This window comes from Anaeromyxobacter sp. PSR-1, from assembly GCF_000964525.1.
In the GTDB taxonomy this organism is placed as follows: Bacteria; Myxococcota; Myxococcia; order Myxococcales; family Anaeromyxobacteraceae; genus Anaeromyxobacter.
In genome coordinates, this window is record NZ_BAZG01000043.1 from 14,403 (window position 1) to 28,187 (window position 13,785).

Consider the following 13,785-nt stretch of genomic DNA (forward strand, 5'->3'; position numbering starts at 1 on the left):
TCGCCGCCCCCTACAGCAGCGACCAGGGCCGGGGCACGAACAGCTCCTCCCAGGTCGCGAGCGCGAACCGGTCGGTCATCCCCGAGAGCCAGTCGGTGACGGCGCGCTCCAGCCCCTCGCCGTCCCGCGGCACGACGCCGTGGCGGGTCGCCAGGCGCGCCGGGTCCTCCAGGCACCACTCCCACAGATCGCGCAGGATGCGCTGCGCCTTCACGAACTCGTCGTGGACGACCGGGTTCTCGTAGACGCGCGCGTACAGGAAGTCGCGGAGCGCCAGCAGCGCCTGGTGCACGTCCGGCGACATCTCGATGTGCCCGCCGCCGTCCACGTCCGACCGGCGGATCACGTCGTGGACCAGCGTGGCGAAGCGCTCGGAGCGCCCGCCGCCCAGCGTGCGGCGGATGTCGGCGGGCAGGTCGGACTCCGCGAACAGGCCGGCGCGCAGCGCGTCGTCGAGGTCGTGGTTCACGTAGGCCACGATGTCGGCGATGCGGACGATCTCCGCCTCGAGCGTGAGCGCCTTCTCGCCCGAGCCCTTGAGCAGCACGTTGCCCTTGCCCTTCGAGTGCCGGAGGATCCCGTCCCGCACCTCGGCGGTGAGGTTGAGGCCGCGGCCGTCCTTCTCCAGCACGTCCACCACCCGCACCGACTGCACCACGTGGTGGAAGCCGCCCGGCACCTCCTGGTTCAGCACCCGCTCGCCCGCGTGGCCGAACGGCGTGTGGCCGAGGTCGTGGCCCATCACCATCGCCTCGACCAGCATCTCGTTCAGCCGCAGCGCGCGGGCGATGGACCGCGCCACCTGCGCCACCTCGAGCGTGTGCGTGAGCCGGGTGCGGTAGTGGTCGCCGCGCGGCGCGAGGAACACCTGCGTCTTCCCCGCCAGCCGGCGGAACGCCTTGCAGTGCAGCAGCCGGTCGCGATCGCGCTGGAACGCGGGGCGCTCCGGATCCGGCTCCTCCGGGCGGGCGCGGCCGCGCGAGGCGGCGGAGCGCGCCGCCCGCGGGTGGAGCGTGCGCTCCTCCAGGTCCTCCAGCATCTCGCGGATGGTTCCCGTTCCCGATCCCATGCCGTGCCCCTCGCGCCGGCCGGTGCGGCCGCACCCCGGCGCTGCCCTACTTAGCGCCCGCCCCCCGGCCTGTCACCGGTAGAAGGAGGCCTCCAGCGTGGCCAGGAGCAGGTTCGACGCCGCGTGCACCAGCACCGGCGCGACCAGGCCGCCGGTGCGCGCCCGCAGCCAGCCGAAGAGCAGGCCGGGCAGCAGCGTGGCGAGCCGCCAGGGCTGGAGCGTGACGAGGTGCCCCGCCGCGAACAGGAGCTGGGTCCGCAGGAAGCCGGCGCCGAGGCGGGCGCCGAGCACCGTCCGCCCCTGCCCCGGCGCGGTGCGCGCCCACGACGTCTGCATCCACCCGCGGTAGAACAGCTCCTCCGGGAGCGCCACCACCAGCACCTGCACCGCGACCAGCCGCAGCGCGTGGTCCGGCAGGCGCGGCGCGAGGTGCGGCGCCCCGGCGTAGGGCGCGAGCGCGCGGGTGAGGCCCTCCGGCAGGCGGGGGAGCAGCTCCGCGTACGCCCAGAAGCCCGCCACGAACGGAGGGAACACCACCGCGCAGGCGAGGAGCGCCGCGAGCGCCCCGCGCCCGAGCGCGCGCCAGGTGCGGGGGTCGCGGGCGCCGTGCCAGGGCAGGCCGTACGCGTCCCATCCCTCGGCGCGCGCGCGCAGGCGCGCGTCGGGGAGCGCGATGAAGGCGAACGCCGCCACGCCGGCCAGGTTCGCGCCGAGCAGCCCGGTCGGCTCCACGACGGCCACCGCCTTCGCCAGCGCGATGGCGAGGATGGCCTTCGCCCACGTCGCCACCAGCGTCCGCGGCGGATCCGGCGGGGCGGGCGCGGCGCCGGCGGTCGGGAGCGGCTCGGGCACGCCGCCGGGATCGCACGGCCCCGCGGCGCGGTCAACCACCGGCACCGCGGATGTGCGCGGCGGACGGACCTGTGGGACGGGAGGTGACGGGCGGCCCCTCGCCCGCTTCACGGACCGTGTGCTAAGGCTCGGCGGCCACCGAGGAGTGTAACCATGACCCCCGCTCGCTCGTCACTCGTCCGCAAGCTCTGGTCCGGCGTCGCCCCGCTCGCGCTCATCGCGGGCGTGCTGCCGCTGCTCGCCCCCACCTGCGGCGACCTGCAGCCCGGCCCCAAGGTCTTCGCCCGCGGCTCCCTCGTCATCCCGATGGACCGCTGCTACCAGTTCCAGACCGACGGCGCGACCGGCACCGGCCAGCCCTCCGGCTGCCCGCAGGCGGCCGACGCGGGCGACGCGATCAAGGCGTACGGCCTCGTCTACCAGCTCATCCGCAACGACGTGGCGGTGTACTGGGCCATCGATCCGGCCAAGGCCTCGCTCACCGCGCACGACTTCGCGATCCAGTACGACGGCGGGTTCCCGGTGCTGTCGTACGACTGGGCCAGCGGCGGCACGGGCGCCCCGCCCACGCAGGACCACGTGATCCGGTACATGGGCGGGCCGTTCGTGGTGGACGGCTCCGACCAGGCGAAGGCGCTCGCCGTCCTGCAGCGCTACCGGGCGACGTTCGAGGCGGTGAACGTCCACGTCGCGAACGTGGCGTTCCGCGCGCCGGTCGCGAAGGTGATGGCGGGCGGCTGGAGCGCCGGCGGCGCGACGCCGCCCAAGCTCGCGCTCCTCGACATCGGCTCGGGCAACCTGACCTCGACCTCTCCGGTCACGGTCACCTCGGCGAAGAACGCCGAGCCGGTGATCTCCGGCTACCTCGCCCGCGCCGGCATCGGCTCGGGCACGGCCGCCGGCACCGCCACCGGGCCCCACGGCGAGATCTACGACCGGCTGGGCATCGACGACTTCCAGCCCGCGCCCGGCTCCACCGACTACCGCACCAGCCGGTTCTTCCAGAACGGCTACCAGATCCTCTGGGTGCCGCACTGGGTGGCGCCCGGCTCGTGCTCCAGCTTCGGCAGCAACAGCGCCTGCGCCTCGTCGCTGTACCCCACCGCCAAGGTCGACCAGGTGCTCCGCACCATCGCGGGGTTCGTGAAGGACGGGAAGGACGTGTTCGCGGAGTGCGCCGGCCTGGGCAGCTTCGAGGGCGCGTTCAAGCGCGGCTCCAACACCGCCTACACCCTCGACTACTCCGACGGCTTCGAGGACGTCGCCGCCGGCCTCTCCACCCGGTTCCAGACCACCACCGGCGTCCGCTACAACGAGCTCCCCACCAGCCCGTTCCCCGCGCCTGCGGTGGTGGGCAGCTTCGCCTCGCCGCTCATGCAGCTCGGCGACTTCCCCTTCAAGCCGCTCACCGGCGCGGTGGAGGACTACCGCCCGGCCGACGCCTCCGCGGGCGGCGCCTACCAGGCCGGCGTGCAGCGGCTCGTCGCGGCGAGCGATCCGTACGGCACCTGGGACTACTTCACGCTGCGCCCGGCCGACGCGTCGCACGGCACGGTGGTGTACCTCGCGGGCCACAGCTACTCCGGCGTGCAGGGCAGCTTCCAGATCGCGGGCTCGCGCCTGGTGCTGAACACGCTGTTCAACCTGGGCGCGGGCTGCACCGAGAGCGGCGTCTCCTGCGACACCGGCCGCCTCGGCGTCTGCGGCAAGGGCGTGCTGCGCTGCTCCGCCTCCGGCCAGCCGGTGTGCGAGCAGGTGAAGGGCCCGGCCGCCGAGATCTGCAACGGGCTCGACGACGACTGCGACGGCTTGGTGGACGAGGACCTCGAGCAGGCCTGTTACGGCGGGCCGGCCGGCACCGAGAACGTGGGCGTGTGCCACGCCGGCGTGTCCACCTGCGCGAAGGCGGCCGACGGCAGCTACGCCATGACGGCCTGCGCCGGCGCGGTGGTGCCGGCCCAGGAGAGCTGCAACGGCCTCGACGACGACTGCGACGGCCAGGTCGACGAGGACCTCACCCAGGCCTGCTACTACGGACCGGAGAGCAGCCTCGACCCGGTGAGCCGGCAGCCGCGCGGCGCCTGCCGGGCCGGCACGCAGGCCTGCACCGCCGGCAGCTGGGGCGCGTGCACCGGCCAGGTGCTGCCGCAGCCGGAGGTGTGCCTGGCGGAGGGCGGCGGCGGCACCGCGTCCGACGAGGACTGCGACGGCGCCATCGACAACGGCTGCCAGGCCTGCACCGCGGGCGTCCAGCGCGCCTGCTACACCGGGCCGGCCGGCACCGCCGGCGTGGGCCAGTGCGCCACCGGCGTGCAGACCTGCGGCACCGGCGGGCAGTGGAGCAACTGCGTGGGCGAGGTGCTGCCGTCCACCGAGCTGTGCCGCGACGGCATCGACCAGAACTGCAACGGGATGGCGGACGACGGGCCGCCGGCCTGCGCCGCCTGCCGGGACGGCGAGACCGAGGCCTGCTACGACGGCCCCGCCGGCACCGCCGGGGTGGGCCTGTGCGCCGCGGGCGCGCGCGCCTGCGTGGGCGGCGAGTTCGCCGGTGCGTGCGCCGGGCAGCTCCTGCCCGCGCCGGAGCTGTGCGACGGCCAGGACAACGACTGCAACGGGTCGGTGGACGACGGCGCCTCCTGCGGCGACGGCTTCTCCTGCGTGCACGGGGTGTGCGTGCCCTCCACCTGCGGCGTCGAGCTGCCCTGCCCCGAGGGCTACGCCTGCAGCGCCTCCGGGACCTGCGAGCGCGGCAGCTGCGGCGGCACCACCTGCCCCGACGGCCTGGCCTGCTCGTACGGTGCGTGCAACGATCGCTGCGCCGGCGTGGACTGCGGCGAGGGCTCGGTCTGCGCGCGCGGCTCCGGCACCTGCGTGGGCGGGAGCTGCTACCTGGCCGGCTGCCCCGCCGGCGAGGTGTGCCGGAACGGCGCCTGCACCGCCGACCCGTGCGCCGGCCTCACCTGCCCGGCCGGCACGTTCTGCCGCCAGGGTGACTGCGTGCAGGCGTGCACGTTCGTGACCTGCCCGGCCGGGCAGAAGTGCGGCGTGGACGGGTTCTGCGAGGTGGACGCCTGCGCCGGCAAGACCTGCGCGCCGGACCAGCGCTGCCAGGACGGCACTTGCGTGGCCGATCCCTGCGCCCGGCTCGGCTGCGGGCGCGGCCAGGTGTGCCGCGACGGCACCTGCGTGGACGACCCGTGCTCGGGCGTGGTCTGCCCGGCCGGCGCCTGCGCGGGCGGCCAGTGCTACGCGTCCGGCACCGCGCCGGTGACGGTGCCCCCCGCGGCCGGTTCCGGCGGCGGCGGCGGCGGCTGCGCCTCGGCCTCGGGCGACGCGGGCCTGCTCTCCGCGCTCGGCGTGCTCCTCGCGCTCGCGGGGCTGCGGCGCCGTGCGCGCCGCGGCGCCGGGCCGTCCGCGCTCGCCGCGTTGGCGATCGCGGCGGCGCTGCTCGGCACCGCGTGCAAGGGCGGCGGTGGCGACGCCGCGGCGTTCGATCCCGCGAGCTGCGAGGCGAGCTGCGAGGGCGAGCAGCGCTGCATCGACCTGCGCACCGATCCCGCGCACTGCGGCATGTGCGGGAACGCCTGCGGCGCCGGCCAGATCTGCGCGGCGTCCGCCTGCGGGCCGGGCGGGCCGGTCGCACCTTACGTCCGCCAGGTCACCCCGGGCGCCGCCCCGCGCGGCGGCCTCGCGCCGGTGACGGTGGAGCTGTCGGGCGATCGCTTCGCGGCCGGCGCCACCGTGCGCACCGCCTCGGACGCCGGCACCCGCACCTGGCCGGCGGAGCGGGTCCCCGACGGCCGGCTCCGCGTCCAGCTCGCGCTCGCCGATCTGCCGGCAGGCGCGCTCTGGCTGCGCGTGGTCAACCCGGACCGCGTGATCTCCAACGCGGTCCGCTTCGACGTGGTGAACCCCGAGCCACACCTCACCGCGCTCACGCCCGCGAGCGCCCCCGCAGGCGCGGTCACCTCGGTCCTGGTGGAGGGCACCGGGCTGGGCACGGAGAGCCGGTGCCGGATCCGTGGCGACCGCCTGGCGGAGCAGGGGCTCCCCTCCACCCCCGGCGACGCCGGCCTCACCTGCACGCTCGACGCGACGCTCCTGCCGCCGGGCGCCGGGTACCAGATCTGGGTGGTGAACGACGCGGTGCCGTCCCCGCTCGCCTCCAACGCGCTCCCGTTCGCGATCGTGAGCCAGGCGCCGGTCGCGAGCGCGGTGAGCCCGAGCGGCGCCGGCGCGGGCGAGATCGTCTCGCTCACGGTGACGGGCGACGGGTTCGACCTCGCGAGCCGGGTGGTGTTCGACGGCGTGGAGCAGCCCACCACCTACGTGGACGCGAACCGGCTGCTGGTCGGCCAGCTCCGGCTGCCGGGGTGCGCGGTGGGCACCTGCACCTCCGAGGTCTGGGTCCGCAGCGGCCAGGGCGCCGACTCGGCCCGGCTGCCGTTCGTGGTGGGCGCCTCGCCCGCGCAGGTCACCGGCTTCTCGCCCGCCACCGCCTACCAGGGCGACGCGGTGACGCTCGCCTTCGCCGGCACCGGCTTCCCCGCCGACGCGCAGGTGCAGGTGCAGCCGCCCGGCGGCGCCTTCCGCCCGCCGCTCGCCTCGACGGTGGACGCGGGCGGCACCTCGGTGTCCGCGCCGCTGTCGCTCGACGGCGAGCCGGAGGGCTCGTGGCTCGCGCGCGTGTGGTTCCCCGGCGCCGGCACGGCCTCGGGCACGTGGACGTTCCGTGTGCTCTCGAACCAGGCCATCCTCCAGGCCGCCAGCGTGCGCGGCCGCGAGCAGGGCGCGGCTGCGATCCCGGTGACGCTCACCGCCGCGAACCTGCGCCCGCCGCTCTCCGGCGTGCGCGTGATCTTCACCGGCGCCGCCGCCGAGCTGGTCCCCACCGCCACGACCGCGACCAGCGTCACGGTGAGCCTGTCCACCGTCGGCCTCGACACCGGCACCTACGCGCTGCAGGTGCGCAACCCGGGCGCCGCGCCGTCCAACGCGCTCTCGTTCAACGTCACCCCGGGCGCGCCGACGCTCGCCGCGGTCAGCCCCGCCTCGGCCCGCCAGTCGGACACGCCGGTCACCGTCACGCTCACCGGCACCAACTTCGCGAAGCCCGACGCCTCCGGCACGGGCGGCTCGGCGGTGATGGTGACCTCGGAGCTCATGCCGGGCTGGCCCGGCGCGCCCGCTTTCCAGGCGGTGCCCGGCACGGTGACGGTGGAGAGCCCGACCCGGATCACGGTCCAGCTCGACACGCGCGCGGCCTACGCGGCCCCGGGCGGCACCGCCTACCACGTCGCGGTCTGGAACCCCGGCGGACCGACGCCGCCGCAGCGCTCGGACGCCGGGCAGGCCGCCGCCTCGCTGCCCGCGTTCACCGTGATGCCCTGAAGGCGTGCGCGCCCCGCCGGCCGGGCGGGGCGCGCCGTCACGCGCGCGGCGCGGCGCCCACGACCGCCGCGACGGCGGCGGCCGGGTCGAACGGCTTGCGGAGCACCTCGTCCGCCCCGAGCCGGCGGTAGGCGTCCCGCTCGGCCTCGCCGATGCGCGAGGACATGAGCACGAGGTGCGTCTTCCGCCAGTGCGGGTGCGCCTTGAGCAGGCGGCAGACGTCTGCCCCGTTCAGCCGCGGCATGTAGACGTCGAGCAGCACCGCGTCCGGCTCGACCGAGGCCATCTTGCGGAAGACCTCCTCGCCGTCGGCGGCGGTGGCCACCTCGAAGCCGGCGTCCTCGAACGCGACGGTGAGCGCGTCCACCACCGCCTTCGAGTCGTCCACGATGAGGACCTTCCGGCTGCCCATGATCCCGGGCGTTATACTCGATCGCGCCATGGTCCGGGAGCCTGCGGTCGCGGGAGCGTTCTACGACGCCCGGGCGGCGACGCTCGCCGCCGAGGTGGACGCCTGGCTGTCGGCCGGCGCCGCGCCCGCCCCGGCGCTCGGCGTGCTGGTGCCGCACGCCGGCTACGTGTACTCGGGCGCGGTGGCCGGCGCGACGTTCGCGCGCGTGGCGGTGCCGCCGCGCGCCATCGTCCTCGGCCCCAACCACACCGGCCTCGGGCACGCCGGCGCGGCGCTGTGGCCCGGGGGCGCGTGGCGCACGCCGCTCGGCACCGTGCCGGTGGACCCGGAGCTCACCGCCGCGCTCGCCGCCGCGCCCGGCGTCGAGGGCGACCGGCTCGCCCACCTCCGCGAGCACTCGCTCGAGGTCGAGGTGCCGTTCCTCCAGCGCGCCCGGCCCGACGTCGCCATCGCGGCGCTGTGCCTCGGGCCGCTCTCCTTCGCCGAGTGCGAGGCGCTCGGGACGGCGGTGGCGGCGGCGGCGCGGGCGGCCGGCGCGCTGGTGGTCGCGTCCTCGGACATGAGCCACTACCTCCCGGCCGCGGAGGCCCGCCGGCGCGACCGGCGGGCGCTGGACCGGCTGCTCGCGCTCGACGCCGAGGGGCTCTACGAGGTGGTGCGCCGCGAGGGGATCACCATGTGCGGCATCGTCCCGGCCACGGTGATGCTGGTGGCGGCCCGCGCGCTCGGCGCGACCGGCGCCGAGCTGGTGCGCTACGCGCACTCCGGCGAGGTGAGCGGCGACGAGGACGCGGTGGTGGGCTACGCCGGCGTGGTCGTGCGCTGAGCTCCCTCGACCCCGCGCGGCCTGCCGGCCGCGCTACGCCCGGGAAGAGCGGTGGAGGAGCACGCGCTGCAGCAGCGCCGCGCCGGCGAGCAGCAGCGCGCCCAGGCCACCGTCGCCGCCCGCGCCGCACCCGCCGCCGCTCTTCTTCCCGCTGATCTCCTGGACCGGGCCCGCCGCGGTGTAGATCGCGCAGACGCCCTCGACGTCGTCCGGCGCCAGCGTCCGCTTCTGGATCTCCTTGGGCGGGGCGGTCGGGTACATCGTCACGTCCGGCGAGGAGGTGCCCGGGCACGCCTTGCCGTCGCACGGATGCGCCAGGCCGATGAAGTGGCCGGCCTCGTGGGTGAGCGTGTTCTGCAGGTCCTCGTAGCCGCAGCTCGCCTGGCCGTAGGTCGCGCAGGTCTGCCCCAGGGTCGAGTCGCTCCCGCAGGTGAAGTACCAGCCATCGGACGCGCCGACGATGCTCGTCCCGGCGCCGGCGCCGCTCCAGTCCGCCACCTCGAGGTCGGCGTCCTGGATCGCGCCCGAGTTCGGGTTGTAGATGACCGTCGTGATGGCGAGCACGCTCTTGCCCAGCCCGCCCTGGCCGCCGCCCGGGCCCTCGTCGTCGAAGCAATCGAAGGTGTTGTTGCAGGACGCGGTCGCCCAGCACGGATCCGCATGTGCCGCGGCCACGTCGGAGCACCAGCCCTTGCGGAACACCACCAGGTGCTCGGCGCTCGTCCCCATCCCCGTCTGCGCGATGGCGGTGCTGGTGGTCCCGCCGAACGGCAGCGAGAGGTGGGCGCACGGCGCGCCCTCGCCCGCCCGCGTGGCGCCCTCCCAGGCGGCGAACGCGGCCTGGGCCGCCTGCACCGCGGGATCGGCGCCGGCGGCCGCGTCGCAGCTCGGGGAGCTGCCGCCGCGCACCGGGTTCACCTTCCAGGTCACGGCGGACGGATCCGGCCAGTAGAAGCAGACGGTCAGCTTGTCGTTCGTCGCGCAGGACCGCTTGTAGGCCTGCGCCGGCCACGCGGCGAGGAGCGCCAGGGCCGCGGCGATCGCGCGCGCGCTCATCGCGCCGCCCTCACCCGCCGCTCCAGCTCGGCGACGGAGGTCCGGGCGATGCGCGCCTCGCCGGCGCGCAGCGGCGCGGCGAGCTGCTCGTCCTCGTCCACGTCCGGCTCGGCCCGGTCGCCGTCCACGCGGAACTTCCCGAGCGCGAGCCCGTTCACGCGCCAGCCGCCGCCGCGGCGGTAGAGGAACAGCACCACCTCCTCGCCGTCCGCGAGGCGCGGCGCCGCGCTCACCCACATCCCGACGTCGCCCACCACGCCGCCCGGCACCGTGACCGTCACGCGCACGCCGGGGCTTCCCTTCCAGGCGCTCGAGACCGCGATCACCACGTCGGTGACGATGCGGCGGCCGTCCGCCTCGACGCGCGACGCCTGCCGCTTCACGCGGCCGCGGACGACGGCGTCGGAGGAGCGGGCCGCCTCCTCGATGGTGGTGGAGCGGAAGGTCGCGGCCGCGGCGGGGAGCGCCACCGCGGCGAGGAACAGGGCGAGCGCTCTGTGCACCGGCCGATTGTAGCTATGGTAGCTTGCGCCCGCCATGGACAAGCCCCGCGTACGCTTCGCCCCCTCCCCTACCGGTTACCTCCACATCGGCGGCGCCCGGACGGCGCTCTTCAACTGGCTGTGGGCGCGGCGCAACGGCGGCACGTTCGTGCTGCGCATCGAGGACACCGACCGCGAGCGCTCCACGCAGCTCGCCGTGGACGCCATCCTCGACGGGCTGCGGTGGCTGGGCCTCGACTGGGACGAGGGGCCCGGCGTCGGCGGGCCGCACCCGCCCTACTTCCAGACCGAGCGGCTCGATCTCTACAAGGCGCACGCCGAGCGGCTCATCCGCGAGGGCAAGGCGTACGCGTGCTACTGCACGCGCGAGGAGCTGGACGCGCAGCGCAAGCAGGCCGAGGCCCAGAAGCGCCAGTTCCGCTACCCCGGCACCTGCCGCGACGCGCCCTACGATCCCTCGCGCCCGCACGTGATCCGGTTCCGCGTGCCGGACGCCGGCGCGACGAGCTGGAACGACCTCGTGAAGGGCGTCATCTCGACGCCGCACGACACGCTGCAGGACGAGGTGATCCTGCGCGGCGACGGCGTGCCGCTCTACAACTTCGGCGCGGTGGTGGACGACATCACCATGGAGATCAACCTGGTCGGCCGCGGCGACGACCACGTGAACAACACCGCGCGCCAGATCCTCATGTACGAGGCGCTCGGGTACCCCGTGCCGACGTTCGCGCACTTCCCGATGATCCTGGGCGCGGACAAGGCCCGGCTCTCGAAGCGCCACGGCGCGACCAGCGTCACCGCGTACCGCGACATGGGCTTCCTGCCCCAGGCGGTGGTGAACTACCTCGTCCGCCTGGGCTGGTCGCACGGGGACCAGGAGCTCTTCACGCTCGACGAGCTCGTCCGCTACTTCGACCTGAAGGACGTGGGCGCGACCGCGGGCGTGTTCAACCCGGAGAAGATGGCCTGGGTGAACCACGAGTGGCTGAAGCGGCTCTCGCCCGAGGAGCTGGCGAAGCTGGCGCTGCCGCACTTCCGCGCCGCCGGCCTGCCCGCCGAGGACGACGAGAAGCTGCGCCACGTCTGCGCGGTGGCGCGCGAGCGCGCCCGGACGCTGGGCGAGTACGTGCAGCAGTTCCGCTACTTCTACGCGCCCATCGCGCTCGACCCCAAGGCGAAGGCCAAGTTCCTGACGGCCGACACGAAGCCCGTGCTCCAGGCCGTCCGCGACGCCATCGCCGCCCTCCCCGCGCTCGAGACCCAGGCCGTCGAGCAGGTGTTCCACGGCGAGGCGGAGCGCCGCGGGGTGGGCCTGGGCAAGGTGGCGCAGCCGGTCCGCGTGGCGCTCACCGGCGGCACCGCCTCCCCGGGCATGTACGACGTGGTGCAGATCCTCGGGAAGGACGAGACGCTGAGGCGGCTCGACGAGGCGCTCCACGGGATCGCCGGGTAGGCGCCGAAATATCGGCGCGCGCCGTGCGTAGGCCCGGTCACCGACCCGGGAGCCCCCCATGCGCACGTGCCTCGCCGCCCCCCTCCTCGCCGCCGCGCTCGCCGCGGCCCTGCCGGCGCGCGGCGCCGACTGCCGCGTCCGGATCGGCTCCTCCGGGCGGTTCGCCCAGGACCACGACCTCGTGATCGGCCCGGGTGAGCGGGTCCACGAGGCGGTGGCGCTGCGCGGGCGGGTGGTGGTGCGCGCCGGAGGCCACGTGGACCAGGCGGTCGCCCTGGCCGGCGACGTGGTGGTGGAGCGCGGCGGCACCGCGGGCGAGGTCACGAGCCTCGGCGGCGACGTGCACCTGCAGGAGGGCGCCCGGGTGGCGGGCGACGCGACCGCGCTGGGCGGCCGGGTCGAGACGGCGCCGGGCGCGCGGGTCGCCGGCGACGTCACCATGCTGTCCCTCGAGCTGGGCGCCAGCCTCGGCGTGCGCGGCGCGGTGCGGGGCTGGACGCGGGACCTGCGCTGCGCCGCCACCGCCGACCCCGGGATCGCCGGGGTGGACATGGACGTCGACTAGGGCGCGCCGCCGGCCCGCCGGGCGGGCCGCCAGCGGGTTGCGGGGCAAGGCCCGGTGGGATACCACCTCTGGCTGCATGAGCGACGCCCCTCGCCCCAGGAACTTCCTCGCGGAGATCGTCGAGGCCGACCTGGCCGCCGGCCGGAACGGCGGCCGCGTGGTCACCCGCTTCCCGCCCGAGCCGAACGGCTACCTGCACATCGGCCACTCGAAGTCGATCCTGCTCAACTTCGGGCTGGCCCGCGCCTACGGCGGCCGGACGCACCTCCGGTTCGACGACACCAACCCGGTGACCGAGGACACCGAGTACGTCGAGGCCATCCAGCAAGACGTCCGGTGGCTGGGCGGCGACTGGGGCGGCCACCTGTACTTCGCCTCCGACTTCTTCGACCGGATGTACGCCTGCGCCGAGCGCCTGGTCGGCGAGGGGCTCGCCTACGTCGACACGCAGTCGCAGGACGCGATCCGCGAGCAGCGCGGCAGCTTCGACCGCCCCGGCGTGAACAGCCCGTTCCGCGACCGCCCGGCCGCCGAGAACCTCGACCTGCTGCGCCGCATGAAGGCGGGCGAGTTCCCCGACGGCGCCGCGGTGCTGCGCGCGAAGATCGACATGAGCCACCCCAACGTGCTCATGCGCGATCCGCTGCTGTACCGCGTCCGCCACGCGCGCCACCACCGGACCGGCGACGCCTGGTGCATCTACCCGATGTACGACTTCGCGCACCCGCTGGAGGACGCCTGCGAGGGCGTCACGCACTCCATCTGCACGCTGGAGTTCGAGTCCAACCGCGAGCTGTACGACTGGGTGCTCGACCACACCGGCCCGTGGGATCCGCGGCCGCGCCAGTACGAGTTCGCGCGGCTCGCGCTCGGCTACACGGTGATGTCGAAGCGCAAGCTGCTCCGGCTGGTGAACGAGCGGCGCGTGTCGGGCTGGGACGACCCGCGCATGCCCACCGTCGCCGGCATGCGGCGGCGCGGGGTGACGCCGGAGGCGCTGCGCGACTTCGCGGACCTCATCGGCGTCGCCAAGAACAACAGCCTGGTGGACATCGGCAAGCTCGAGTTCGCCATCCGCGCCGACCTGGAGCGGCGCTCGCCGCGCGCCATGGCGGTCGTGCACCCGCTGGCGGTGTCGATCGAGAACTGGCCGGCCGGCAAGGTGGAGGAGCTCGACCTGCCCTGGTGGCCCGGCGAGCCGGAGCGCGGCGGCAGCCGCAAGGTGCCGTTCGGCGGCGAGCTGTTCATCGAGCGGGACGACTTCGCGCTCGACCCGCCCAAGGACTGGAAGCGGCTCGCGCCCGGGCGCGAGGTCCGCCTGGCCGGCGCCTACGTGATCCGCTGCGACGACGTGGTCCGCGGCCCCGGCGGCGAGGTGCGCGCGCTGCGCTGCACCTACGATTCCGCCTCGCGGACCGGCGAGGGCGCGACCCGGCGGGCCGGCGGCACGCTGCACTGGGTCCACGCCCACCTGTCGGTCCCGGCGGAGGTCCGCATGTACGACCGGCTGTTCGCGGTCGAGCAGCCCGACGCGGAGGAGGACTTCATCGCCGCGCTCAACCCCGGCTCGCTGGCGGTCGCGAAGGGCGCCCGCGTCGAGCCGGCGCTGCGCGACGCCCTGCCCGGCAGCCGCTACCAGTTCCTCCGCCAGGGCT

At 75.5% G+C, this 13,785-nt stretch carries 10 protein-coding genes; 5 read left to right on the forward strand and 5 right to left on the reverse strand.

Annotation, left to right across the window (positions count from 1 at the left end):
* Window positions 1-10 precede the first annotated feature (10 nt).
* Both PSR1_RS09185 and mrtX read right to left on the reverse strand, forming a co-directional pair.
* On the reverse strand, window positions 11-1,069 hold the full coding sequence (locus PSR1_RS09185) for a deoxyguanosinetriphosphate triphosphohydrolase (protein ID WP_059437304.1): 1,059 nt from the start codon (window positions 1,067-1,069) through the stop codon (window positions 11-13).
* A gap of 72 nt (window positions 1,070-1,141) precedes the next feature.
* Window positions 1,142-1,921, reverse strand: coding sequence for a myxosortase MrtX (gene mrtX / locus PSR1_RS09190; protein ID WP_059437305.1), 780 nt, complete (start codon window positions 1,919-1,921; stop codon window positions 1,142-1,144).
* Between the two features lie 153 nt (window positions 1,922-2,074).
* Here mrtX and PSR1_RS09195 point away from each other — a divergent pair, with 153 nt between their 5' ends.
* The gene (locus PSR1_RS09195) at window positions 2,075-7,315 is read left to right on the forward strand and encodes a MopE-related protein (RefSeq protein WP_059437306.1); all 5,241 of its coding nucleotides are present in this window, start codon (window positions 2,075-2,077) and stop codon (window positions 7,313-7,315) included.
* A gap of 37 nt (window positions 7,316-7,352) precedes the next feature.
* Here PSR1_RS09195 and PSR1_RS09200 read toward each other — a convergent pair whose 3' ends face one another.
* On the reverse strand, window positions 7,353-7,727 hold the full coding sequence (locus PSR1_RS09200; protein WP_059437307.1) for a PleD family two-component system response regulator: 375 nt from the start codon (window positions 7,725-7,727) through the stop codon (window positions 7,353-7,355).
* A 28-nt stretch (window positions 7,728-7,755) separates the two neighbouring features.
* Between PSR1_RS09200 and amrB the strand changes: the two genes are divergently transcribed.
* Complete coding sequence (amrB, locus tag PSR1_RS09205; protein ID WP_059437308.1) at window positions 7,756-8,553, forward strand: AmmeMemoRadiSam system protein B; 798 nt, start codon at window positions 7,756-7,758, stop codon at window positions 8,551-8,553.
* Between the two features lie 33 nt (window positions 8,554-8,586).
* Here the strand turns inward: amrB and PSR1_RS09210 are convergent, their stop codons facing one another.
* Both PSR1_RS09210 and PSR1_RS09215 read right to left on the reverse strand, forming a co-directional pair.
* Window positions 8,587-9,609 (reverse strand): peptidase M10, encoded by a 1,023-nt coding sequence (locus PSR1_RS09210; RefSeq protein WP_059437309.1) that lies wholly within the window; start codon window positions 9,607-9,609, stop codon window positions 8,587-8,589.
* Window positions 9,606-10,112: a hypothetical protein gene (locus PSR1_RS09215; RefSeq protein WP_059437310.1), complete on the reverse strand. Its 507-nt coding sequence runs from the start codon at window positions 10,110-10,112 to the stop codon at window positions 9,606-9,608. Before PSR1_RS09215 ends, PSR1_RS09210 begins: the two co-directional genes overlap by 4 nt.
* Before the next feature lie 34 nt (window positions 10,113-10,146).
* Between PSR1_RS09215 and gltX the strand changes: the two genes are divergently transcribed.
* From gltX to PSR1_RS09230, 3 genes are all read left to right on the forward strand, one after another.
* A complete protein-coding gene (gene gltX, locus PSR1_RS09220; protein ID WP_059437311.1) occupies window positions 10,147-11,565 on the forward strand; it encodes a glutamate--tRNA ligase in 1,419 nt (472 codons plus the stop codon).
* Between the two features lie 58 nt (window positions 11,566-11,623).
* A complete protein-coding gene (locus PSR1_RS09225) occupies window positions 11,624-12,130 on the forward strand; it encodes a hypothetical protein (protein WP_059437312.1) in 507 nt (168 codons plus the stop codon).
* Window positions 12,131-12,206: 76 nt separating this feature from the next.
* Window positions 12,207-13,785 (forward strand): glutamine--tRNA ligase/YqeY domain fusion protein (locus PSR1_RS09230; protein ID WP_059437313.1); only part of this gene is annotated, 1,579 nt, incomplete at its 3' end.